Raw genomic sequence first — 23,537 nt, 5'->3', positions numbered from 1 at the left:
ATTGTGCCCAATGCGACGGGGCCTTGGCCAGGGTCGCCACGCCTCAATCTGCGAGCTGTGGGCGAACTTTGGGCAGCTGGAAACGTTCAGCTCAGACGATCGACCACCAGGTCCCACACGGTTTCGGCCAGGGCTTCCTTGGGCCCGTGCGGGACCGGGGTCTCGCTGCCGTCGGCGGCCAGCACCAAGGCCTCGTTCTCCTCGGAGCCGAACGTCTTGCGCTCCCCCACCTCGTTCACCACGAGCAGGTCGCAGCCCTTGCGCCGGAGCTTCGCACGGCCATTGGCCAGCACGTCGTCCGTCTCGGCGGCGAAACCGACGACCACCTGGCCGGGTCTGGCGCGGTCGGCGGAGATCTCCGCGAGAATGTCTGGATTCCGTACGAGCACGATGGGGTCCGGGTCCTTGTCGTCCTTCTTCTTGATCTTCCCGGCCGCGTAGGTCTCCGGGCGGAAGTCGGCGACAGCCGCCGCCATCACCACCGCGTCGGCGTCGGCGGCCGCCTTGATGACCGCCTCCCGCAGCTGCACCGCCGTCCCGACCGGGACCACGTCCACACCGGCGGGGTCCGGCAGGCCGGTGTTCGCGGCGACCAGGGTGACCCGGGCGCCCCGGGCGGCGGCTGTGCGGGCGAGGGCGTAACCCTGCTTGCCGGAGGAGCGGTTGCCGAGGAAGCGGACGGGGTCGAGGGGCTCGCGGGTGCCGCCGGCGCTCACGACGACATGTCGGCCGGCCAGGTCCGGCTCCCGCACTCCTCTGGCGAGCACCCGGCGACAGACCTCGAAGATCTCGGCGGGGTCGGGCAGCCGGCCCTTGCCCGTGTCGACGCCGGTGAGGCGGCCGACGGCCGGTTCGATGACGACGGCGCCCCGGCGGCGCAGGGTCGCCACGTTCTCCCGGGTGGCCGGGTGCTCCCACATCTCCGTGTGCATGGCGGGGGCGAGGACGACCGGGCAGCGTGCGGTGAGCAGGGTGTTGGTGAGGAGGTCGTCGGCGAGGCCGTGGGCGGCCTTGGCGAGCATGTCCGCGGTGGCCGGGGCGACGACGACCAGGTCGGCGTGCTGGCCGATGCGGACGTGCGGGACCTCGTGGACGTCGTCCCACACCTCGGTCGAGACCGGGTTGCCGGAGAGTGCGGACCACGTGGCGGCACCGACGAAGTGCAGCGCGGAGGCGGTGGGGACGACGCGCACGTCATGCCCCGACTCGGTCAGTCTGCGCAGCAGCTCACAGGCCTTGTAGGCGGCGATGCCACCGCTGACGCCCAGAACGACCTTCGGCTTGTCCACCGTTTCTCCCCGCACCTCGGAAACGTACGCCGCGGCTCCCGACGTACGACTCCATCACACACCACAGGCCCGGCAGTCGCGCTGCCGGGCCTGTGGATAAGTCAACCGTGAACCGAAAATACTACTGCGCCGGGCCTTCGATGGCCTCGGACGTCAGCAGACCGGCGTTGATCTCGCGAAGAGCGATCGAGAGCGGCTTCTCGTGGACGTGAGTGTCGACGAGCGGACCGACGTACTCGAGAAGTCCCTCGCCGAGCTGCGAATAGTACGCATTGATCTGGCGGGCCCGCTTGGCCGCGTAGATCACGAGGCTGTACTTCGAGTCCGTGGCCTCGAGGAGCTCGTCGATCGGCGGGTTGATGATGCCCTCGGGCGCGGAGATGGAAGAGGACACGCTCTACCTTCCGATGGATGGGAAAAGATCGGTCGTGACCACATCACACGTGATCACACAACATCCACCAAGGTTAGCAGCTCGCGCGCCACATCCTCGACGGAGGTGTTGACCAGGGTCACATCGAACTCCGGCTCGGCCGCCAGTTCGACCTTCGCCGCGCCCAGGCGGCGCTCGATCACCTCGGGCGGCTCGGTGCCCCGGCCGGTGAGTCTGCGCACGAGCTCCTCCCAGGAGGGAGGAGCCAGGAACACCAGCTGGGCGTCCGCCATGGACTCACGGACCTGACGGGCACCCTGGAGGTCGATCTCCAGGAGGACGGGCTCCCCCGCCTCCAGGCGCTCCAGCACGGCAGCACGTGGCGTGCCGTACCGGTTGCCGGCGAATTCGGCCCACTCAAGCAGCTCACCGTTGGCGATCAGCTTGTCCATCTCCTCGTCGGTGACGAAGAAGTAGTGGACTCCGTGCTTCTCACCGGGGCGTGGCCTGCGGGTCGTCGCCGACACCGAGAGCCAGACCTCGGGGTGTTCCTTGCGCATATGGGCGACGACCGTGCTCTTGCCGACCCCGGAGGGGCCGGAGAGCACGGTCAGCCGCGGACGTTCGTTCATGCAGCGATTATTCCAGTTGTCCCGGGGTGCCCGGGACTCCCTGTCCGGAGTGCCCGGGTTCAGGAACCGGTGCTGCCGAACTCACGCTCGAGAGAGGCGATCTGGTTGGACCCGAGACCGCGCACCCGGCGGCTCTCGGAGATGCCGAGTCGCTCCATGATCTGCTTGGCGCGGACCTTGCCCACGCCCGGCAGGGACTCAAGCAGCGCGGAGACCTTCATCTTGCCGATGACGTCGTTCTCCTGGCCCTGCTTGATGACGTCATGCAGGGAGGCGCCGGAGTGCTTGAGTCGATTTTTGACCTCGGCCCGCTCCCGGCGAGCCGCGGCGGCCTTTTCGAGCGCGGCTGCGCGCTGTTCAGGGGTAAGGGGCGGAAGAGCCACGCCTACGTCACCTCGGATGTCGAAACTGTCGGATACGGACCGGTGAGGAACCTAGTAGCCCCACACCTGGGGAGTCACGAGCAACACGCTTGCCCGTTGACTCTCGTCGGAGACTAGCGGCCAAGGGCGCCAGAGTCAGCGAGAACAGCGGAAAAGTCCTGGTCAGCCTTTGCAAGGTCGGACATTTCGCACATATTGCCCCGGATTTGAGGATGAATTCAGAATCCCGTCGGCTTCGAACCACTCATCGGAGGACTCGGCCGACGGGCCCGAAGGGCTCAGGAGGACTCCACAGCGGCCCGGACCTCGTCCGCGAACCGATCGGCGGCCGCCCGCAGCGCGCCGACATCGGGACCATGACGCAGAACACCCCGGCTGACGTTCGGGACGACATTGCGCACCGCCGAGCCGAAGACCGCGGGCAGATCCGCCGGGGTGGCCCCCTGCGCGCCGATACCGGGCGCCAGGAGGGGACCGTTGATGTCCAGGTCGTACGACGACAGGTCGCCGAGCGTGGCACCGACCACCGCCCCGAAGGACCCCAGCGGCGTCTCCCCCTCGTTCTCGGCCGCGAGGTGCGCCAGCATCGTCGCTCCGACGTCCCGGCCGTCGGCGCGGACCGCGTGCTGGACCTCGCCGCCCTCCGGGTTGGAGGTCAGCGCCAGCACGAACAGGCCGGCGCCGCTCTCCCGCGCCAGCACGACGGCCGGCGAGAGCGACCCGTAGCCGAGGTACGGCGAGACGGTCAGGGCGTCCGAGAACAGCGGGGCGTCCTTGTGGAGGAAGGACTCGGCGTACGCGGCCATGGTCGAGCCGATGTCGCCGCGCTTGGCGTCCATCACGACCAGCGCGCCGGCCGCCCGAGCCTCGGCGACCGACTTCTCCAGGACGGCGACTCCGCGCGAGCCGAAGCGCTCGAAGAACGCGCTCTGTGGCTTGAGCACGGCGACCCGGTCGGCCATCGCCTCCACGGCCGTACGGCTGAAGCGCTCCAGGCCGGCCACATCGTCGCCCAGGCCCCACTCGGCCAGCAGGGAGGCATGCGGGTCGATACCGACACACAGCGGGCCGCGCTCGTCCATCGCCCGGCGAAGACGCGCGCCGAAGGACTCCACAGTCATGACCTCTTCCTCACATCGGCGCCGACCGCGTCGGCGAGGGTGGCGTACGGGCCGGCCCGCAGGCGGGCGGCGAGCCCCTTGTGGACGGCGCGGGCCCAGAAGGGCCCCTCGTAGACGAACGCGCTGTAGCCCTGGACCAGCGTGGCGCCGGCCAGGATGCGCTGCCAGGCGTCCTCGGCGTCCTCGACGCCCCCGACACCGACGAGGGTGATCCGGTCGCCCACGCGCGCGTACAGACGCCTCAGCACCTCCAGGGAGCGTGCTTTCAGGGGGGCTCCGGAGAGACCGCCGGTCTCCTTCACCAGCGAGGGGTCGGATGTCAGGCCGAGCTCCTCGCGCGCGACGGTGGTGTTGGTGGCGATGATCCCGTCCAGACCGAGCTCGACGGCCAGGTCGGCGACCGCGTCGACGTCCTCGTCGGCGAGGTCGGGCGCGATCTTCACCAGCAGCGGGACGCGGCGCGAGGTCACCCTGCGGTCGGCGGCCTCGCGGACGGCGCTCAGCAGGGGGCGCAGCGCCTCGGTGGCCTGCAGGTTGCGCAGCCCGGGTGTGTTCGGGGACGACACGTTCACGACCAGGTAGTCGGCGTACGGCGCCAGCCGCTCGGCCGACTTCACATAGTCTCCGATCGCCTCCTCCTCGGGTACGACCTTGGTCTTGCCGATGTTCACGCCCACCACGGTCCTGAAGACGGGCGTACGGGAGGCCAGACGCGCGGCGACCGCCAGCGAACCCTCGTTGTTGAAGCCCATGCGGTTGATCAGCGCACGGTCCTTGACGAGCCGGAACAGCCGTTTCTTGGGGTTGCCGGGCTGCGCCTGGCCCGTGACCGTGCCGATCTCGACATGGTCGAAGCCGAGCATCGACATGCCGTCGACGGCGATCGCGTTCTTGTCGAAGCCGGCGGCGAGTCCGAAGGGGCCGTGCATCCGCAGCCCGAAGGCCTCGGTGCGCAGCTCCTTGTAGCGGGGTGCGAGCGCGGCGGCGACGAAGGTGCGCAGCACGGGGGTCCTGACGGCGAGCCGGATCCAGCGGAAGGCCAGGTAATGGGCCTTCTCGGGGTCCATCCGCCGGAAAACCAGATGGAAGAACAGCTTGTACATCGCGAGAGTCCTCTGGGGTCCTCATGAAGATCTGGGTCCTCATGAAGAGGGGGACACCTTCCGGTGTCCCCCTCGGGGCTGCTAGTCGCGGGCCGCGGTCAGGTGTTCCGCGTGTTCCTGGAGCGATCGGACGCCCACGTCACCGTGGTGGAGGGCGTCGATGCCCTGGACGGCCGCGGCGAGCGCCTGGACCGTCGTCAGGCACGGCACGGACCGCGCCACGGCCGCCGTACGGATGTCGTAGCCGTCGAGGCGGCCGCCGGTGCCGTACGGGGTGTTGACGATGAGATCGACCTCGCCGTCGTGGATGAGCTGGACGATGGTCTTCTCGCCGTTCGGGCCGACGCCCTCGGACTGCTTGCGCACGACCTTGGCGTTGATGCCGTTGCGCTTGAGGACCTCGGCCGTGCCGGAGGTGGCCAGCAGCTCGAAGCCGAGGGCGACCAGCTCGCGGGCCGGGAAGATCATGGAGCGCTTGTCGCGGTTGGCGACCGAGATGAACGCCCGGCCCTTCGTCGGAAGCGGGCCGTAGGCGCCCGCCTGGGACTTGGCGTACGCCGTGCCGAAGGCGGAGTCGATGCCCATGACCTCGCCGGTGGAGCGCATCTCCGGGCCGAGGACCGTGTCCACGCCCCTCCCGTGGACGTCACGGAAGCGCGACCACGGCATGACGGCCTCCTTGACGGAGATCGGCGCGTCCAGCGGGAGCTCGCCGCCGTCGCCGGTTTTCGGAAGCAGCCCCTCGGCACGCAGCTCGGCGACGGTCGCGCCGAGGGAGATCCGGGCGGCGGCCTTCGCCAGCGGCACGGCGGTGGCCTTCGAGGTGAAGGGAACCGTACGGGACGCGCGCGGGTTGGCCTCGAGGACGTACAGGATGTCGCCGGCCATCGCGAACTGGATGTTGATCAGACCGCGCACTCCGACGCCCTTGGCGATGGCCTCCGTCGAGGCCCGCAGGCGCTTGATGTCGAAGCCGCCGAGGGTGATCGGCGGGAGCGCGCACGCGGAGTCGCCGGAGTGGATGCCGGCCTCCTCGATGTGCTCCATGACGCCGCCGAGGTAGAGCTCCTCGCCGTCGTACAGGGCGTCTACGTCGATCTCGATGGCGTCGTCGAGGAAGCGGTCGACCAGGACCGGCCGCGAGGGGCTGATCTCGGTGGACTCGGCGATGTACGACTCCAGGCGGGTCTCGTCGTACACGATCTCCATGCCGCGTCCGCCGAGGACGTACGACGGCCGGACGAGGACGGGGTAGCCGATCTCGTCGGCGATGGCCTTGGCCCCGGCGAAGGTGGTCGCGGTGCCGTGCTTCGGGGCCGGCAGCCCCGCCTCGGCGAGGACGCGGCCGAAGGCTCCACGGTCCTCGGCCGCGTGGATCGCCTCGGGGGGCGTGCCGACCACCGGTACGCCGTTGTCCTTCAGCGCCTGCGCCAGGCCCAGCGGGGTCTGGCCGCCCAGCTGCACGATCACACCCGCGATCGGCCCGGCCAGCGACTCCGCGTGGACGATCTCCAGCACGTCCTCCAGCGTCAACGGCTCGAAGTACAGCCGGTCGGAGGTGTCGTAGTCCGTGGAGACGGTCTCCGGGTTGCAGTTGACCATCACGGTCTCGTACCCGGCGTCGGACAGCGCGAAGGAGGCGTGGACGCAGGAGTAGTCGAACTCGATGCCCTGGCCGATGCGGTTGGGGCCGGAGCCCAGGATGATGACCGCCGGCTTCTCCCGGGGCGCGACCTCGCTCTCCTCGTCGTACGAGGAGTAGAAGTACGGCGTCTTCGCCGCGAACTCGGCGGCGCAGGTGTCGACCGTCTTGTACACCGGGCGCACGCCCAGGGCGTGCCGCACCTCGCGCACCACGTCTTCGCGCAGGCCCCGGATCTCGCCGATCTGCTGGTCGGAGAAGCCGTGCCGCTTGGCCTCGGAGAGCAGGTCGGCGTCGAGGCGGTCGGCGGCGGCCAGCTCGTCCGCGATCTCCTTGATGAGGAAGAGCTGGTCGACGAACCACGGGTCGATCTTCGTGTACGCGAAGATCTCCTCCGGTGTGGCACCGGCGCGGATCGCCTCCATGACGGTGTTGATCCGGCCGTCGGTCGGACGGACCGAGGCCTCCAGGAGCTCCTTCCGGTCGCCCGTCTCGCCGACGAAGGTGAACTGGGAGCCCTTCTTCTCCAGCGAGCGCAGCGCCTTCTGGAAGGCCTCGGTGAAGTTGCGGCCGATCGCCATGGCCTCGCCGACCGACTTCATGGTCGTGGTCAGCGTGGAGTCGGCGGACGGGAACTTCTCGAAGGCGAACCGCGGGGCCTTGACGACCACGTAGTCGAGGGTCGGCTCGAAGGAGGCCGGGGTCTTCTCGGTGATGTCGTTCGGGATCTCGTCGAGGGTGTACCCGACGGCCAGCTTGGCGGCGATCTTCGCGATCGGGAAGCCGGTGGCCTTGGAGGCGAGGGCCGAGGAACGCGAGACGCGCGGGTTCATCTCGATGACGATGATGCGGCCGTCCTCGGGATCGACCGCGAACTGGATGTTGCAGCCGCCGGTGTCGACGCCGACCTCACGGATGATCGCGATGCCGATGTCACGCAGGCGCTGGTACTCGCGGTCGGTCAGCGTCATCGCGGGCGCGACGGTGATCGAGTCGCCGGTGTGCACGCCCATCGGGTCGAAGTTCTCGATGGAGCAGACGACCACGACGTTGTCGTTCTTGTCGCGCATCAGCTCCAGCTCGTACTCCTTCCAGCCGAGAATGGACTCCTCCAGGAGCACCTCGGTGGTCGGCGAGAGGGTCAGGCCCTGGCCGGCGATGCGGCGCAGCTCCTCCTCGTTGTGCGCGAAGCCGGAGCCGGCGCCGCCCATGGTGAAGGAGGGCCGGACGACGACGGGGTAGCCGCCGAGCGTCTCGACGCCCTGCAGGACGTCGTCCATGGTGTGGCAGATCACGGACCGGGCGGACTCGCCGTGCCCGATCTTCTGCCGGACGGCCTCGACGACGTCCTTGAAGAGGTCGCGGTCCTCGCCCTTGTTGATCGCCTCGACGTTGGCGCCGATCAGCTCGACACCGTACTTCTCCAGCACTCCCTGCTCGTGCATGGAGATCGCGGTGTTGAGGGCGGTCTGGCCGCCGAGAGTCGGCAGCAGCGCGTCCGGCCGCTCCTTGGCGATGATCTTCTCGACGAACTCCGGGGTGATCGGCTCGACGTAGGTGGCGTCGGCGATCTCCGGGTCGGTCATGATCGTCGCCGGGTTGGAGTTGACCAGGATGACCCTGATGCCCTCGGCCTTCAGGACGCGGCACGCCTGGGTGCCGGAGTAGTCGAACTCGGCGGCCTGGCCGATGACGATCGGGCCGGAGCCGATGACCAGGACGGACTGGATATCGGTGCGCTTAGGCACGCTGGCCCTCCATCTTGACTGTGTTCATCAAAGACGTGAAGCGGTCGAACAGGTACGCGGCGTCGTGCGGGCCGGCTGCCGCTTCGGGGTGGTACTGGACGCTGAAAGCCGGGCGGTCGAGGAGTTGCAGGCCTTCCACGACGTTGTCGTTCAGGCAGACGTGGGAGACCTCGGCGCGGCCGTACGGGGTGTCGGACACCTGGTCGAGCGGCGCGTCGACGGCGAAGCCGTGGTTGTGCGCGGTGACCTCGACCTTGCCGGTCGTACGGTCCTGCACCGGCTGGTTGATGCCCCGGTGGCCGTACTTCAGCTTGTAGGTGCCGAAGCCGAGCGCCCGCCCCAGGATCTGGTTGCCGAAGCAGATGCCGAACAGCGGCGTGCCGCGTTCGAGGACCGCCTGCATGAGGGAGACGGGATGGTCGGCGGTGGCCGGGTCGCCGGGCCCGTTGGAGAAGAACACGCCGTCCGGGTTCACTGCGTACACGTCCGCCGCGGTCGCCGTCGCCGGCAGCACGTGCACCTCGATGCCGCGCTCGGCCATCCGGTGCGGGGTCATGCCCTTGATGCCGAGGTCGACCGCGGCGACGGTGAACTTCTTCTCGCCGATCGCGGGGACGACGTACGCCTCCTCGGTGGCCACCTCCGCCGAGAGGTCCGCACCCTTCATCTCGGGGGCCTGGCGCACCTCGGCGAGCATGGTGCCCTCGTCGGACAGCGTGTCGCCGGAGAAGATGCCGACGCGCATCGCGCCTCGCTCGCGCAGATGGCGCGTCAGCGCGCGGGTGTCGATGCCGGAGATGCCGACGACACCCTGCGCGCGCAGCTCGTCGTCGAGCGAGCGGCGGGAGCGCCAGTTGGAGGGCACGCGCGCGGGGTCGCGCACGACGTATCCGGCGACCCAGATCCGCTTCGACTCGGCGTCCTCGTCGTTGACGCCGGTGTTGCCGATGTGCGGGGCGGTCATCACGACGACCTGGCGGTGGTACGACGGGTCGGTGAGGGTCTCCTGGTAGCCGGTCATGCCGGTGGAGAACACGGCCTCGCCGAAGGTCGCCCCCACCGCCCCGTAGGAACGGCCGCGGAAGACCCGGCCGTCCTCGAGGACGAGTGCGGCGGGAGGCGTCTTCCGGGCGGAAGCGATTCCCTTGGTGGAGGTCGTCATCGTTCGGCGCCTTCCGTGGTGGTTGTTTCGATCATGGAGTTGATGAGGTCGACCCACTCGGTCTGTTCGGCCGCGCGGTCGGAGCGGAAACCGGAGTCGATCAGCCGCTCACCGTGGGCCCAGGTCACGACGAGCAGGCCCCCCTCGGTGAGGACCTTGCCGGCGATGCCCTTGTCGAGCCGGGCCTCGCGCAGGGCGTCGGCGGGGACGAAGAAGTCGGTCGCCCCGGGGCGTACGACGTCCAGTCCCGCGTCCGTCAGTGTGAGCTCGACCCGGCTGCGGGTGCCGAGGCCGTGCGCGACGATCCGGTCCAGCCACTGCCCTGCGGTGGTGGAGCCGTGGTAGCGGCCGGTCATGCTGAGTTTCACCGGGCCGGGCTCGCGCGGCGCGGCGGGCAGCTCGGGCAGGTCGCCCTGGAGCGTGCCGCGCCACTTCCAGCCCTCTCGCATCAGCCAGTAGACGAGCGCGACGAAGAGGGCGAGACCGACGAGCCAGCCGATACGGGCGGTCCAGTCGGTCACATCGGCCGATTTCCTCTCGGCCGCCAGTCCGGCCGCGAGTCCGGCGGCGAGCACGGTTGCAGGTGTCACGTGAGCTTCCCGTCGACGAGCGTGGCCTTGCCCCGGAGCCATGTGTGCGTCACACGGCCCGGCAGCTCACGCCCCTCATACGGGGTGTTCCGGCTGCGCGAGGCGAAGCCTGCGGGGTCCACGGACCCACGGTATGCCGTGTCGACGAGCGTGAGGTTGGCGGGCTCGCCTGCCGAGACGGGGCGTCCGTGGCCCTTCGCCCGCCCGATGCGCGCGGGCGTGAAGGACATGCGCTCGGCGACCCCGGCCCAGTCCAGCAGGCCCGTCTCGACCATCGTCTCCTGGACCACTGACAACGCGGTCTCCAGGCCGACCATGCCCATGGCGGCCGCGGCCCACTCGCAGTCCTTGTCCTCGTGCGGGTGCGGGGCATGGTCGGTGGCGACGATGTCGATGGTGCCGTCGGCGAGCGCCTCGCGCAGGGCGTGCACGTCCCGCTCGGTGCGCAGCGGCGGGTTGACCTTGTAGACGGGGTTGTAGCTGCGCACCAGCTCGTCGGTGAGGAGGAGGTGGTGCGGGGTGACCTCGGCGGTGACGTCGATGCCGCGGGACTTGGCCCAGCGGACGATCTCGACGGAGCCGGCGGTCGACAGGTGGCAGATGTGGACGCGGGAGCCGACGTGCTCGGCGAGCAGGACATCCCGGGCGATGATCGATTCTTCGGCCACCGCGGGCCAGCCCCCGAGACCCAGCTCGGCGGAGACGACACCCTCGTTCATCTGGGCGCCCTCGGTCAGCCGCGGCTCCTGTGCGTGCTGGGCGACGACACCGCCGAAGGCCTTCACGTACTCCAGGGCCCGCCGCATGATCACGGCGTCGTCCACGCACTTGCCGTCGTCGGAGAAGACGGTGACACCGGCCGCCGACTCGTGCATGGCACCCAGTTCGGCGAGCTTCCTGCCCTCCAGCCCTACGGTGACGGCACCGATGGGCTGCACATCGCAGTAACCGTGTTCCTGGCCGAGCCGGAAGACCTGCTCGACCACACCGGCCGTGTCGGCGACCGGGAAGGTGTTGGCCATGGCGAACACGGCGGTGTAGCCGCCGGAGGCTGCCGCGCGCGTGCCGGTCAGCACGGTCTCGGAGTCCTCGCGGCCGGGCTCCCGGAGGTGGGTGTGCAGGTCGACCAGGCCCGGCAGCAGCACCTTCCCGTCGGCCTCGACGACCTCGGCCCCCTCCGCGGTCAGGCCGCTGCCGACCTCCGCGATCTGCGAACCGTCGATCAGCACGTCCTGCGACTCGCCACCGAGCACCTTCGCACCACGGATCAGGATCTTGCTCATATGTCTTAATTCTCCTCGTCCGCGGAAACGGTGTGCGCGGAGGGCTCGCTGGAAGGGTGGTGGGAGACGGACGGGCGGGTGTGGGAGACGGCGGGTTCGTTGCCCCCCAGAAGCAGATACAGGACGGCCATCCGGACGGAGACTCCGTTTGCGACCTGCTCGACCACCGTGCAGCGCTCGGAGTCGGCGACCTCGGCGGAGATCTCCATGCCCCGGACCATCGGGCCGGGGTGCATCACGATGGCGTGCTCGGGCATCCGCCTCATGCGGTCGCCGTCGAGGCCGTAGCGCCGGGCGTACTCGCGTTCGGTCGGGAAGAACGCCGCGTTCATGCGCTCCCGCTGGACGCGCAGCATCATCACCGCGTCGGACTTCGGAAGCGTGCTGTCCAGGTCGTACGACACCTCGCAGGGCCACGTCTCGACGCCGACCGGCACCAGGGTGGGCGGGGCGACGAGGGTGACCTCGGCGCCGAGGGTGTGCAGCAGGTCGACGTTGGAGCGGGCGACCCGGCTGTGCAGCACGTCGCCGACGATCGTGATCCGTTTGCCGGCCAGGTCCTGCCCGAGGCCGTCGTCCCGGCCCACCAGGCGGCGGCGCATGGTGAAGGCGTCGAGCAGTGCCTGGGTGGGGTGCTGGTGAGTGCCGTCGCCGGCGTTGATGACGGCCGCGTCGATCCAACCGGAGTTGGCGAGGCGGTACGGCGCTCCGGAGGCGCCGTGCCGGATGACGACCGCGTCGACGCCCATCGCCTCCAGCGTCTGGGCGGTGTCCTTCAGGGACTCGCCCTTGGACACACTGGAGCCCTTGGCGGAGAAGTTGATGACGTCGGCGGACAGCCGCTTCTCGGCGGCCTCGAAGGAGATCCGGGTGCGGGTGGAGTCCTCGAAGAAGAGATTGACGACGGTCCGGCCGCGCAGGGTGGGCAGTTTCTTGATCGGCCGGTCGCCGACCCGGGCCATCTCCTCGGCGGTGTCGAGGATCAGGACGGCGTCGTCGCGGGTGAGGTCGGCGGCCGAGATGAGATGACGCTGCATCTGTCAGGCTCCGTAAGACAGTTCACTGGGGAGAATTCGGGCAGGCGCGGGCCTGTGAGCCAGGCGTACGACGGTGGCGTACGCCTGGCTGCTACTGCTGCGCGCCCGGAGCGGTCCGCTTGGCGCCGAGCAGCACGGTGTCGCGACCGTCCTCCTCGGCGAGCTGGACCTTGACCGTCTCCCGCAACGACGTGGGGAGGTTCTTGCCGACGTAGTCGGCGCGGATGGGCAGTTCGCGGTGGCCTCTGTCGACCAGCACCGCGAGCTGCACCGCGCGCGGGCGCCCGATATCGTTCAGGGCGTCGAGGGCGGCACGGATGGTGCGGCCGGAGAAGAGCACGTCGTCGACGAGGACGACCAGCTTGCCGTCGATGCCGTCGCCGGGGATGTCGGTGCGGGCCAGCGCACGCGGCGGGTGCATGCGCAGGTCGTCGCGGTACATGGTGATGTCGAGCGAACCGACGGGGATCTTGCGCTCGGTGACCTGCTCCAACTTGGTGGCCAGCCGCTGGGCGAGGAAGACGCCCCGGGTGGGAATGCCGAGGAGCACCACGTCGTCGGCACCCTTGGCGCGTTCGACGATCTCGTGGGCGATGCGGGTCAGCACCCGCGCGATGTCGGGGCCTTCGAGAACGGGCCGCGCATCGGACCGCGGCTGCGTGTCCTGTTGGTTGTCGTGCTGCGTGTCCTGCTGGTTGTCCATATGAAACGGACCTCCTTCTCCGCCTCACGGGACGGACCTTAAAGGACGTCGGATTTGCGCCATCCACGGTAGCAGGCCCGGACGGCCGCCCTGATTCACCCCCCTGCCGACCCGGGATCACCCTCCTGGCTCAATCGGCGACCGCTACCACGGAAGCGTCGGTGTGGACCATTCGGCTTGACGCGGAAGAGTAACGCTGCGTAACCTCACAGTGAGTTACCAGCCGCGCGGCCTGGACCCCAATCCAGTCGCGTCGACACAGTGTCCGGGGAGCTATATGTCCAGCGAATACGCCAAACAGCTCGGGGCCAAGCTCCGGGCCATCCGCACCCAGCAGGGCCTTTCCCTCCACGGTGTCGAGGAGAAGTCCCAGGGGCGCTGGAAGGCCGTCGTGGTCGGTTCGTACGAACGTGGCGACCGCGCCGTGACCGTGCAGCGTCTTGCCGAGCTGGCCGATTTCTATGGGGTTCCCGTGCAGGAGCTGCTGCCGGGCACCACGCCGGGCGGCGCCGCCGAGCCGCCGCCGAAGCTGGTCCTTGACCTGGAGCGGCTGGCCCATGTGCCGGCCGAGAAGGCGGGCCCGCTGCAGCGGTATGCCGCGACGATCCAGTCCCAGCGCGGTGACTACAACGGCAAGGTGCTCTCGATCCGTCAGGACGACCTGCGCACACTCGCCGTCATCTACGACCAGTCGCCCTCGGTCCTCACCGAGCAGCTGATCAACTGGGGCGTCCTGGACGCGGACGCCCGCCGCGCGGTGGCCTCCCACGAGGAGAGCTGACGCTCCGCGGTTCAGCAGAAACGTACCGCCGGGGTGGCCGGAACCTCATGGTTCCGGCCACCCCGGCGGCTTTCTGCGCCCTTCGGGGGCCTCGCGGGCAAGGCGGACGCCCAGGGGCCCTCAGCGATCCCGCTGAGGGCCCCTGGGCGTTTCCTGGCTCTGCGGGGCTCCTACGCCTCATCCCGGCGCAGCGAGGGCTTGAGGTCCTTGAACCGGCCGAGCAGACCGTTGACGAACGAAGGCGACTCGTCCGTGGAGAACTCCTTCGCCAACTGCACCATCTCGTCGAGCACGACGGCGTCCGGCGTCTCGTCCGCCCAGATCAGCTCGTAGGCGCCGAGACGCAGGATGTTGCGGTCGACGACCGGCATCCGGTCGAGCGTCCAGCCGACCGAGTACTGAGCGATCAGTTCGTCGATGCGCTTCGCGTGCTGCGCATAGCCCTCGACGAGCTGCATCGTGTACTCGCTCACGGGCGGCTGCCGGGTGTCGCCCCGGGAGAGCCGGATCCAGTCCGCGAGGACGGTCAGGACGTCGGCTCCGCGCTGGTCGCCCTCGAAGAGGATCTGGAAGGCGCGCTTGCGGGCCGTATTGCGGGCAGCCACGGTTAGCTGTTCACCCGGCCGAGGTAGTCGCTCGTACGGGTGTCGACCTTGATCTTCTCACCGGTGGTGATGAAGAGCGGCACCTGGATCTGGTGACCGGTCTCCAGCGTGGCCGGCTTGGTGCCGCCGGTGGAACGGTCACCCTGGACGCCGGGCTCGGTCTCCTGGACGACCAGCTCGACGGCGGCCGGCAGCTCGACGAAGAGCACCTCGCCCTCGTGCTGGGCGACGGTGGCGGTGAAGCCCTCGATCAGGAAGTTGGCGGCGTCGCCGACGGCCTTGCGGTCGACCATGAGCTGGTCGTAGGTCTGCATGTCCATGAAGACGAAGTACTCGCCGTCCATGTACGAGAACTGCATGTCACGCTTGTCGACAGTGGCCGTCTCGACCTTGACGCCGGCGTTGAACGTCTTGTCGACGACCTTTCCGGAGAGCACGTTCTTCAGCTTGGTGCGCACGAAGGCCGGGCCCTTGCCGGGCTTGACGTGCTGGAACTCGACGACGGACCAGAGCTGGCCGCCTTCGAGCTTGAGCACCAGGCCGTTCTTGAGGTCGTTCGTGGAAGCCACGGTTGCGGAATCTCCTGGACTGACGTGGACGACCCCGGGGCACGCGCGGCTACAGCGCGAGCAGCTCCTTGGTCGTGATGGTGAGTAGCTCGGGTCCGCCGTCCGCCTCGGGGCGGACGACGAGCGTGTCATCGATCCGGACGCCGCCCCGGCCCGGGAGGTGGACCCCCGGTTCGACGGTGACCGGCACGCAAGCGTCCAGTTTACCCATGGCTGAGGGAGCCAACTCCGGGTCCTCGTCGATTTCGAGTCCCACACCATGTCCGGTCAGCGCGGGAAGTCTTTCGGCGTACCCCGCCGAGTCCAGCACCTGGCGTGCGGCACGGTCCACGTCACGGTAGGCGACACCCGGGGCCAGGATCTCCCGGCCGGCCCGCTGAGCGGCGAAGACGAGGTCGTACAACTCGATCTGCCAGTCGGCGGGGGACGTACCGATGACGAAGGTACGGCCGATCTCGCAGCGGTAGCCACGGTAGGTCGCGCCCAGGCAGACGGAGAGGAAGTCGCCTTCCTCGACCCGCCGGTCGGTGGGGCGGTGCCCGCGTCTGCCGGAGTTCGGGCCGGTCGCGACGGAAGTCGCGAAGGCGGGGCCGTCGGCGCCGTGGTCGACCAGGCGCCGCTCCAGTTCGAGAGCGAGATGGCGTTCGGTACGGCCGACCAGGATGGATTCGAGCAGTTCCCCCAGCGCCTGGTCGGCGATCTCCGCGCCGATCCTGAGGCAGGAGATCTCCTCCTCGTCCTTCACCACCCTCAGCTGTTCCACCGCGCCGCCCAGATCGGCCAGGCGCAGCCGCGGCACCACCGAGCGGATGGCCCGGTGCCGGGCGACCGTGAGGTGGTGCTCCTCGACGGCGAGACACTCGCCGCCCTGCGCCATCGCGTGGCCGGCCGCGGCGACGGCGGGATCACCGCCGGGACCGGGCAGCCGCTCCACGCGCAGCGCCTCGTCGGGCCGGCCCTCGGCGGGGCGTTCGTCCGGCGGGCCGGGACACAGCAGCAGGTCCCCGGCCCTGCCGAGGAGCAGGACGGCGCCGTGCGGGGCGGCGCCTGCGAGGTAGCGGACATTGGCGGGGCGGGAGACCAGCGCGGAGGCGCTGCCGCTGGCTTGGCAGCGTTCCCGTAGGCAAGCTCGGCGGGCAACGTGGACCTCTGACATGACACGAGCGTAGGAGCCCCGCAGGGGGGCCGCCGCTCGGGAGAGGCCGAGTGGGCAGGCACCGATCGAGGGACGGGGCGCGAGCGCGCATGGTGTGCCGGATGCGGGCCGGTCAGGGCTGGTCGCGCCCACGCGGCGGAGCCGCGCATCGATCCAGCCCTGACGCCTCTGCAGGAGGGTCTCTGCCGCGTGCGTCTGCAGGAAGGCTGGTTTCTGTTCCGTCCATCTGCAAGAGGCGGGTTTCTGTCCCGTGCGCCTACCAGTTCGGTGGGCTCGCTATCGACCTTGCCAGTACCTCGTCCAGGACCTGAGCCGTCTGGGGTACGTCCAGTTGGGAGTTGTCGATGATCGGGAGGCCGGAGCCGTACCAGCCCGCCATGCGGCCGTGGATGTGGGCGACCTCGTCGTCGGAGAGGCGGCGGTTGCCGGAGCGTTCGGCGTTGCGCTCCAGGACGACCTCCAGGCCGGGGAGGAGGACGACCGGGAGAAGGCCGGGGCCTACATGGCGCTTCCAGCCGCCGAGGCCGACGACCGGGCGGTCGGGGAAGACGGCGTCGTCGAGGATGCACGAGATGCCGTTGGCCAGGAAGTTGCGCGCGGCGAAGCCGCAGGTGCGGCGGGCCAGGCGGTACTGGGCCTCGGAGTGGTCGTTCCATCCCGACTGGGGGTCGGCGAAGCCGGAGCGGACCCATTCACGGACGTCGTCGAGGCTGATGTGGGCGGTGGGGACCCGGCGGTGGTCCGCCCAGTACTTGGCGACGCTGGTCTTGCCGGCCCCCGCGGGGCCGATGAGCAGCACCGCGAGGGTGGTGGCGGCCGGATCGGGGGCAACCGTGGCGTGCGGCGCGCTGGGCATGACGACGGGCCCGCCGGGCGGCAGTGGCACATGGCCGGTGCCATCGGGGGCGGGGTGCGCCGGGGCGTGCTGCGGGGTGGGGGGCACGGGTGGTGCCGAGGAGACGCCGGCTCCGCTGAAGCCCGGGGCAGGATGCGGCGGGGGCACGGGGGCGGGGCCCTGGTGCGCACCCGGGGGGTGCGGGCCCGGGTGATGTGCGGCCGGTGACCAGCCCGTGGCCCCTTCGTGCCCCGGCTGGTGGGGCGGCGGCAGCGGAGAACCCACTGCGTGCTGCATCCGGTGCCACTCCGTCTCGTTCTGTGACTCCTCCCCCTCGTGAACGAGGGGGCTTCTCCCTTGGGACACAAGCCCCGCAGGACGGCCAAGCCCTGACCGCTGCCGAAGCAGATGTGCAGCGTACTACACCGCTTCGCGGGTCCGAGACCAAGGATGCGTTCCCCTCCCCGGCTGAAGCCGGGGATACCCACGCAAGATCAGAGATGGGGCTCGGTTCGCCTCCGGGGCGCCGCGGTGCCGCAGCCGCGGCTGTGGCCGCGTGGCACTGTCGAGAGCCCGGCCGCGCTCAGACCTCGGGCCTTGGCGCGCTCGACCTCTCCACACCGGCGCGCCCCTTCGGCTCCCTCACCGCAGGCGATGGGCGCTGACAGCGGGGGTACCCGCTCTCCCCCACTGCCTGAAGGGCCTGGGAGGGCCCCCACCCGAACGGTACCGCCCCCTGCCGTCGTTTGGTGCAACGGCCGGGGGCGGTCCGAAGTGCCCTGTGACGCAAGGCACATGGGGCGGCTGGAGTACGGCGGGACCTACTGGCCCACTTCGCCGTAGGCGGCCAGCAGGACCGCCGGGTCCGGCCCCTCCAGAACGGTGGGTTTGGCCAGCCCGTCCAGGACGATGAAGCGCAGCAGGTCGCCGCGGGACTTCTTGTCGACCTTCATGGTCTCCAGCAGCTTGGGCCACTGGTCGTAGCGGTAGTGCAGCGGCAGCCCGACGGACTCCAGCACCGCACGGTGACGGTCGGCCGTCGCATCGTCCAACCGGCCCGCGAGACGGCCCAGTTCGGCGGCGAAGTGCATGCCGACCGACACCGCGGCGCCATGCCGCCACTGGTAGCGCTCGTTCTTCTCGATCGCGTGCGCGAGCGTGTGACCGTAATTGAGGATCTCGCGCAGCCCCGACTCCTTCAGGTCGGACGAGACGACCTCGGCCTTGACCCGGATCGAGCGCTCGATCAACTCCGCGGCGTGCGCACCCGACGGGCTGCGGGCACCTTCCGGGTCGGCCTCGATCAGCTCCAGGATCCGTGGATCGGCGATGAAACCTGCCTTGATCACCTCCGCCAGCCCGGAGACGTAGTCGTTGACCGCGAGGGAGTCCAGCGCGGCCAGGTCGCACAGCACCCCGGCCGGCGGGTGGAAGGAGCCGACCAGGTTCTTGCCCTCGGCGGTGTTGATGCCGGTCTTGCCGCCGACGGCCGCGTCCACCATGGCCAGCACGGTGGTCGGGACGGCGATCCAGCGCACCCCGCGCAGCCAGGTCGCGGCCACGAACCCGGCGAGGTCCGTGGTCGCGCCGCCACCGACACCGACGATGACGTCGGAACGGGTGAACCCGGACTGGCCGAGCGCCTTCCAGCAGTAGGCGGCGACCTCGGCGGTCTTGGCCTCCTCCGCGTTCGGCACCTGGATGGCGACGGCCTCGTAACCCTGTCCGGCCAGGTCGGCGCGGAGCGCGTCGCCGGTCTCGGCGAGCGCCTCCGGGTGGATGACGGCGACCCGCTTGACCCTGTCTCCGACCAACCCGCCCAACTCGCCCAGGAGTTGACGGCCCACCAGGACCTCGTACGGTTCACTGCCCGCGGTGCCGCCGACCTGAATCCTCGTCACCTGGTCTGCCATTACGTCCTCCGGCCGGGGGTCCGGGGGCTGTCCCCCGGGAATTACAGTCTCCAACTCCAAAGCGTCCAGGGAGACTTGCGTGACCTCTTCGGGCGTACGGCCGTCGGTCGTCACGACGACGGTGGCGGCCTCCTCGTACAGAGAGCGCCGCGCCTCCATCAGTTCGCGCCACTGCTTGCGCGGGTTGACGGCGAGGAGGGGGCGGGCCGCGTTCAGGCCGGTGCGCTTGACCGCCTCCTCGACGTCCATCGAGAGGTAGACGACCCGCTGTCCGGCCAGCAGCGCCCGCGTGTCCGCGTCCAGGATCGAGCCGCCGCCCAGGGCGAGGACACCGTCGTGCTCGGCCAGTGCCTTGTGCACGGCGGCCTTCTCGATCGCCCGGAAGGCCGGCTCGCCCTCGTCGACGAAGATCTCCGCGATCGTGCGGCCCTGCTCGGCGACGATGTCGTCGTCCGTGTCCCGGTAGCCGACCCCGAGCCGCCCGGCCAGCAACTGGCCGACGGTGGACTTGCCCACGCCCATCGGTCCGACCAGGACGACCTGCGGAGCGGTCATCGGATGGCCAGGTTGTCGAGGTACGACTGCACATTGCGGCGGGTCTCGGTCACCGAGTCGCCGCCGAACTTCTCCGCGACCGCGTCCGCGAGGACCAGCGCGACCATGGCCTCGGCGACGATGCCGGCGGCCGGGACCGCGGACACGTCGGAGCGCTGGTGGTGCGCCTGGGTGGCCTCACCGGTGCTCACGTCGACGGTCTGCAGGGCGCGCGGCACGGTCGCGATCGGCTTCATCGCGGCCCGTACCCGCAGCAGCTCACCGGTGCTCAGGCCGCCCTCGGTGCCGCCGGAGCGGCCGGACGTCCGCTTGATGCCGTCGTCCGTGTTGACGATCTCGTCGTGCGCCTTCGAGCCGGGCACCCGCGCCAGCTCGAAACCGTCACCGACCTCGACGCCCTTGATCGCCTGGATGCCCATCAGGGCACCGGCCAGCCGGGCGTCCAGCTTGCGGTCCCAGTGCACGTGCGAGCCCAGCCCGACCGGGACGCCGTAGGCGAGGATCTCGACGACGCCACCGAGGGTGTCGCCGTCCTTGTGGGCCTGGTCGATCTCCGCGACCATCGCCTTCGACGCGTCCGCGTCCAGGCAGCGCACCGGATCCGCGTCCAGCTTCTCGACGTCGGCGGGCGTGGGGTACACGCCCTGCGGCGCCTTCGCGGCGGCCAGCTCGACGACGTGACTGACGATCTCGATGCCGGCCGTCTCCTTCAGGTACGACCGGGCCACCGCGCCCAGCGCGACTCGGGCCGCCGTCTCCCGGGCGGACGCCCGCTCCAGGATCGGCCGGGCCTCGTCGAAGCCGTACTTCTGCATACCGGCGAGGTCGGCGTGGCCGGGCCGCGGACGGGTCAGCGGCGCATTACGGGCCAGGCCGGCGAGGATCTCCGGGTCGACCGGGTCGGCCGACATGACCTGCTCCCACTTCGGCCACTCGGTGTTGCCCACCATGACCGCGACCGGGGAACCGAGGGTGAGACCGTGGCGCACACCGCCGAGGAAGGTGACCTCGTCGCGCTCGAACTTCATCCGCGCGCCACGCCCATAACCCAGACGGCGCCGCGCCAGATGGTCGGCCACCATGTCTGTGGTGATCGGCACGCCGGCGGGAAGGCCCTCCAACGTCGCCACGAGTGCGGGACCGTGGGACTCCCCAGCGGTCAGCCAGCGCAACCTGCTCAACGGTGCTCCTCCATGCTCGCGCCTGGTACTGCCCGCCGTACACGTGTTCTCGCGTACGGCATCGGCACGACCGGTGCGCGGCCCCGGCCCGCCACCTCCGATTCTCCCACGTCCGGCCCCGGGGCCCGGCCGCCGGTCCACAGGGCGGACGGAGCGCCGCCGTCCCGACGGGGGGCCGGGCGGCTCCTGGTGCCGCGGCGCTATCGGGCCGCGAGCGCGTGTTCGCCGGCCTTGCGCATGGCGTCCAGCGGGGCCGGCGTGCGTCCCGTCATCTGCTCCACCTGCAGCACCGCCTGGTGCACCAGCAGGTCGAGTCCGCCGAGCACGGCCCCGCCGTACGCCGACCAGCGGGCCGCGAGCTCGGTCGGCCACGGGTCGTAGAGCACGTCGAAGAGGGTCGCGGGCCGTTCCGGTACCGCCGAGGACAGCGCGTCGGTCGTACCGGCGGGGGTGGTGGAGATGACCAGTGGTGCGCGCAGGGCCTGTGCGGCGTCCGCCCAGTGGGCCGTCCGCACCTCGATGTCGAGCCGCTCCCCCCACTTCCGCATCTCGGCGGCGCGGGCCTCGCTGCGGACGTAGGCGACGACCTCGCCGGTGCAGACGCGGGCCAGCGCGGCGAGCGCGGAGGAGGCGGTGGCGCCGGCGCCGAGGATGGCCGCCGAGTCGACCTGTTCGATCCCGTGTTCCCGCAGGGCGGCGACCATGCCGGGGATGTCGGTGTTGTCGCCGACACTGCGGCCGTCCTCGGTGAACACGACCGTGTTGACCGTGCCGACCGTGGCCGCCGTCTCGCTGATCTCGTCGAGCAGCGGAATGACGGCCCGCTTCAGCGGCATGGTCACCGACAGCCCGGCCCACTCGGGGCCGAGCTGCGCGAAGAACCCGGGCAGGGCCGCCTCGTCCAGCTCGAACCGGTCGTACGACCAACCGGTGAGGCCCAGTTCCTCGTAGGCGGCGCGGTGCAGTGCCGGGGAGAGGGAGTGGGCGATCGGTTTGCCGAGAACGGCGGCCCTTCGGGGGGCGGTCATCAGTTCTTGTTCCTTGACGCGTTCCACTCGTTGACCAGTTTCTGGTGTTCCGCGAGCTTCTTCGTGAACTTGCTGGTCTTGCCGTCCATCGAGATGAAGTAGTACCAGCCGTCGTCCGTCGGGTTGAGCGCGCCCCTGAGCGCCTCGTCACCGGGGTTGTCGATGGGGCCGGGGGGCAGGCCCTTGATGTAGTACGTGTTGTAAGGGTTGTTGTATTTGCGCAGCTCGGCGATGCTCAGGTCAATCTTGCTCTGGTTCTTCACATAGTTGTACGTGGAGTCGAACTCCAGCGAACCGTAGGTCTCGGGGTTGCCGGGTTTGAGACGGTTGTAGACGACCTCGGCCATTTTACGGAAATCGTCGTGGCTGGTGCCTTCGGCCTGGGCAAGGCTCGCGACGGTGAGCAACTGCCAGGGGTCGTCGAGTCCGAGGCCCTTCGCCTTCTTCTCCAGGCCGAGCTTTTCGTACGTTTCAGTGGCTCGGGAGACCATGTCCTTGAGAACATCCTCGGGCTTCTGGCCCTTGCTGACCCCATAGCTGGAGGGGTAGAGAAATCCTTCGAGCGGATCCTTCAGATCGGGATGCCCGAGCGCCCAGTCGGGCAGGCCGAGGCTCTTGTACTGCTTCTTCGCCACGCTCGCCGTGGTGCCGTCCGGCACTTCGAGGCGCTTGTCGATCGAGTCGTAGATCTTCGAGTTGCGCCAGCCCTCGGCGATGATCAGGTTGCTGCGGCTCTTCGGACTGAGCAACAGTTCGATCGCGCTCGCGGCCGACATGCGCTTCTGCAGCGTGTAGACGCCGTCCTGGATCGTCTTGCCCTGGGGATTCGACTGCTGCGCGGAGACGAACGCGTCGACGCTCTCGACGACGCCCGCCTTCTTCAGCTGCTGGCCGATCACATAGCCGCCGGCGCCCTTGGGGATGGTCACGGTGACCTGATCGCCGTTTCCGTCACCCGCGTAGTCCGGCGCCGCGCTGAAACGGTCCTGGTAGTACTGGTAGCCGAAGTAGCCGACTCCGCCGACTCCCCCGGCGAAGATCACTACCAGCACCAGACAGGCGCATCCGCTGCGCCGCTTCTTCGGTTTCTTGCCGCCCCGGCCCTTGCGGTCACCGCGGCCCTCTTTCGGGTCGTCCGAGTCGTCCTCGTCGTCGTCGCCCGCGAAGAAGGCATGTTCGCCCTGGTCGGGGCCGGGATCCCAGTCGGTCCGCGGCGGTTCGGGCTCGGCTCCGCGGCGGGCGGGCGGCTCCGGCGGCGGGTAGGCGTCCGGGGTGCCGTAGTGGTCGGGCTGTTCGCCCTCGTACGCCGTGTTCTGCTGTCCGTACGGGTCCGACGGGTCGGTGTACTGGACGCGCGTGTGCGTGCCGGTGGCCCAGCCGCCGTTGTCGTACTGCTGCTGGTTGTGCTGGTGTTGTTGCTGCTGGTTGTGCTGGTGTTGTTGCTGCTGCTGGTTCTGGTTCTGCTGCTGGCCCGCGTACTGCTGCTGCCCGTAATGCGGGTCGTACTGCTGCTGCCCGTAATGCTGCTGGAAGTGCTGCTGCTCGCCGTACTGCTGCTGCGCCTGACCGTATGCGGCCTGCTGGCTGTCGCCCCAGCCTTGCTGGTCGTACTGCGGCTGCTGCGGCTGCTCCGGATAGTGCTGCGGCTGGCCGCCGTAGGGGGACTGCCGGCCCGGGTGGGTCTGCTGTCCGTCCCATCCGTCCCCGTACAAGGGGTCCTCCGGATGCCACGGTTCGGAGCCTTCGCCCCGGCCATACTCAGTCATCGATCCCCTAGAGCCGCGAGGCGGCTGGTCGCGTGTCTACGGCCCGGTTCCCGTTCCGCCTCTCTGTGTGCGGTGGCTGTTC

At 69.8% G+C, this 23,537-nt stretch carries 21 protein-coding genes; 1 reads left to right on the top strand and 20 read right to left on the bottom strand.

The genetic code is table 11. The annotated features are described in order from the left end of the window. Positions 1-86: 86 nt before the first annotated feature. The 12 genes from coaBC to pyrR form a co-directional block, all read right to left on the bottom strand. On the bottom strand, positions 87-1,289 hold the full coding sequence (coaBC, locus tag M2271_RS18575) for a bifunctional phosphopantothenoylcysteine decarboxylase/phosphopantothenate--cysteine ligase CoaBC (protein ID WP_280888365.1): 1,203 nt from the start codon (positions 1,287-1,289) through the stop codon (positions 87-89). 121 nt (positions 1,290-1,410) lie between these two features. Then, entirely contained in the window at positions 1,411-1,683 is a 273-nt protein-coding gene (gene rpoZ / locus M2271_RS18570) for a DNA-directed RNA polymerase subunit omega (protein ID WP_003977348.1), read from the bottom strand. A 53-nt stretch (positions 1,684-1,736) separates the two neighbouring features. Beyond that, positions 1,737-2,294, bottom strand: a complete 558-nt coding sequence (gene gmk, locus M2271_RS18565; RefSeq protein ID WP_280888364.1) for a guanylate kinase — start codon at positions 2,292-2,294, stop codon at positions 1,737-1,739. Positions 2,295-2,353: 59 nt separating this feature from the next. Next, a complete protein-coding gene (locus M2271_RS18560; protein ID WP_019059734.1) occupies positions 2,354-2,677 on the bottom strand; it encodes an integration host factor in 324 nt (107 codons plus the stop codon). Between the two features lie 278 nt (positions 2,678-2,955). Beyond that, positions 2,956-3,798, bottom strand: coding sequence for an orotidine-5'-phosphate decarboxylase (gene pyrF / locus M2271_RS18555; protein ID WP_280888363.1), 843 nt, complete (start codon positions 3,796-3,798; stop codon positions 2,956-2,958). Next, positions 3,795-4,901 (bottom strand): quinone-dependent dihydroorotate dehydrogenase, encoded by a 1,107-nt coding sequence (locus M2271_RS18550; RefSeq protein WP_280888362.1) that lies wholly within the window; start codon positions 4,899-4,901, stop codon positions 3,795-3,797. Before M2271_RS18550 ends, pyrF begins: the two co-directional genes overlap by 4 nt. Positions 4,902-4,982: 81 nt before the next feature. Further along, entirely contained in the window at positions 4,983-8,291 is a 3,309-nt protein-coding gene (gene carB, locus M2271_RS18545) for a carbamoyl-phosphate synthase large subunit (protein WP_280888361.1), read from the bottom strand. Next, positions 8,284-9,453 carry a glutamine-hydrolyzing carbamoyl-phosphate synthase small subunit gene (gene carA / locus M2271_RS18540; protein ID WP_280888360.1) on the bottom strand — a complete coding sequence of 390 codons (1,170 nt, stop codon included), beginning with the start codon at positions 9,451-9,453 and terminating at the stop codon, positions 8,284-8,286. The genes carB and carA overlap by 8 nt, the downstream gene beginning before the upstream one ends. Beyond that, a complete protein-coding gene (locus M2271_RS18535) occupies positions 9,450-10,043 on the bottom strand; it encodes a hypothetical protein (protein WP_280888359.1) in 594 nt (197 codons plus the stop codon). The genes carA and M2271_RS18535 overlap by 4 nt, the downstream gene beginning before the upstream one ends. Continuing rightward, positions 10,040-11,326 carry a dihydroorotase gene (locus tag M2271_RS18530; protein WP_280888358.1) on the bottom strand — a complete coding sequence of 429 codons (1,287 nt, stop codon included), beginning with the start codon at positions 11,324-11,326 and terminating at the stop codon, positions 10,040-10,042. Before M2271_RS18530 ends, M2271_RS18535 begins: the two co-directional genes overlap by 4 nt. Before the next feature lie 5 nt (positions 11,327-11,331). After that, positions 11,332-12,363 (bottom strand): aspartate carbamoyltransferase catalytic subunit, encoded by a 1,032-nt coding sequence (locus tag M2271_RS18525; RefSeq protein WP_280888357.1) that lies wholly within the window; start codon positions 12,361-12,363, stop codon positions 11,332-11,334. 91 nt (positions 12,364-12,454) lie between these two features. Next, a complete protein-coding gene (pyrR, locus tag M2271_RS18520) occupies positions 12,455-13,066 on the bottom strand; it encodes a bifunctional pyr operon transcriptional regulator/uracil phosphoribosyltransferase PyrR (protein ID WP_280888356.1) in 612 nt (203 codons plus the stop codon). 277 nt (positions 13,067-13,343) lie between these two features. Between pyrR and bldD the strand changes: the two genes are divergently transcribed. Then, entirely contained in the window at positions 13,344-13,847 is a 504-nt protein-coding gene (bldD, locus tag M2271_RS18515; protein ID WP_280888355.1) for a transcriptional regulator BldD, read from the top strand. Positions 13,848-14,017: 170 nt separating this feature from the next. On the opposite strand, the gene nusB is transcribed toward bldD, so the two are convergent. The 8 genes from nusB to mltG all read right to left on the bottom strand — a co-directional run bounded on the left by nusB (position 14,018) and on the right by mltG (position 23,455). Then, complete coding sequence (nusB, locus tag M2271_RS18510) at positions 14,018-14,452, bottom strand: transcription antitermination factor NusB (protein WP_280888354.1); 435 nt, start codon at positions 14,450-14,452, stop codon at positions 14,018-14,020. A gap of 2 nt (positions 14,453-14,454) precedes the next feature. Beyond that, entirely contained in the window at positions 14,455-15,021 is a 567-nt protein-coding gene (gene efp, locus M2271_RS18505) for an elongation factor P (protein ID WP_280888353.1), read from the bottom strand. Between the two features lie 49 nt (positions 15,022-15,070). Then, positions 15,071-16,177, bottom strand: a complete 1,107-nt coding sequence (locus M2271_RS18500; protein ID WP_280888352.1) for an aminopeptidase P family protein — start codon at positions 16,175-16,177, stop codon at positions 15,071-15,073. A 256-nt stretch (positions 16,178-16,433) separates the two neighbouring features. Further along, complete coding sequence (locus tag M2271_RS18495) at positions 16,434-17,309, bottom strand: Pro-rich N-terminal domain-containing protein (protein WP_280888351.1); 876 nt, start codon at positions 17,307-17,309, stop codon at positions 16,434-16,436. Positions 17,310-17,833: 524 nt separating this feature from the next. Next, positions 17,834-19,480 (bottom strand): 3-dehydroquinate synthase, encoded by a 1,647-nt coding sequence (gene aroB / locus M2271_RS18490; protein WP_280888350.1) that lies wholly within the window; start codon positions 19,478-19,480, stop codon positions 17,834-17,836. Next, positions 19,477-20,661, bottom strand: coding sequence for a chorismate synthase (gene aroC, locus M2271_RS18485; protein ID WP_280888349.1), 1,185 nt, complete (start codon positions 20,659-20,661; stop codon positions 19,477-19,479). The genes aroB and aroC overlap by 4 nt, the downstream gene beginning before the upstream one ends. Positions 20,662-20,861: 200 nt before the next feature. Beyond that, positions 20,862-21,689 carry a shikimate dehydrogenase gene (locus M2271_RS18480; RefSeq protein ID WP_280888348.1) on the bottom strand — a complete coding sequence of 276 codons (828 nt, stop codon included), beginning with the start codon at positions 21,687-21,689 and terminating at the stop codon, positions 20,862-20,864. Next, the gene (mltG, locus tag M2271_RS18475) at positions 21,689-23,455 is read right to left on the bottom strand and encodes an endolytic transglycosylase MltG (protein ID WP_280888347.1); all 1,767 of its coding nucleotides are present in this window, start codon (positions 23,453-23,455) and stop codon (positions 21,689-21,691) included. Before mltG ends, M2271_RS18480 begins: the two co-directional genes overlap by 1 nt. Positions 23,456-23,537: the final 82 nt, after the last annotated feature.

The sequence above is a fragment of the Streptomyces sp. LBL genome, assembly GCF_029893585.1.
In the GTDB taxonomy this organism is placed as follows: domain Bacteria; phylum Actinomycetota; class Actinomycetes; order Streptomycetales; family Streptomycetaceae; genus Streptomyces.
The sequence above is the reverse complement of the archived record's forward strand: the minus strand, read 5'-3'. Positions and strand labels throughout refer to the sequence as shown.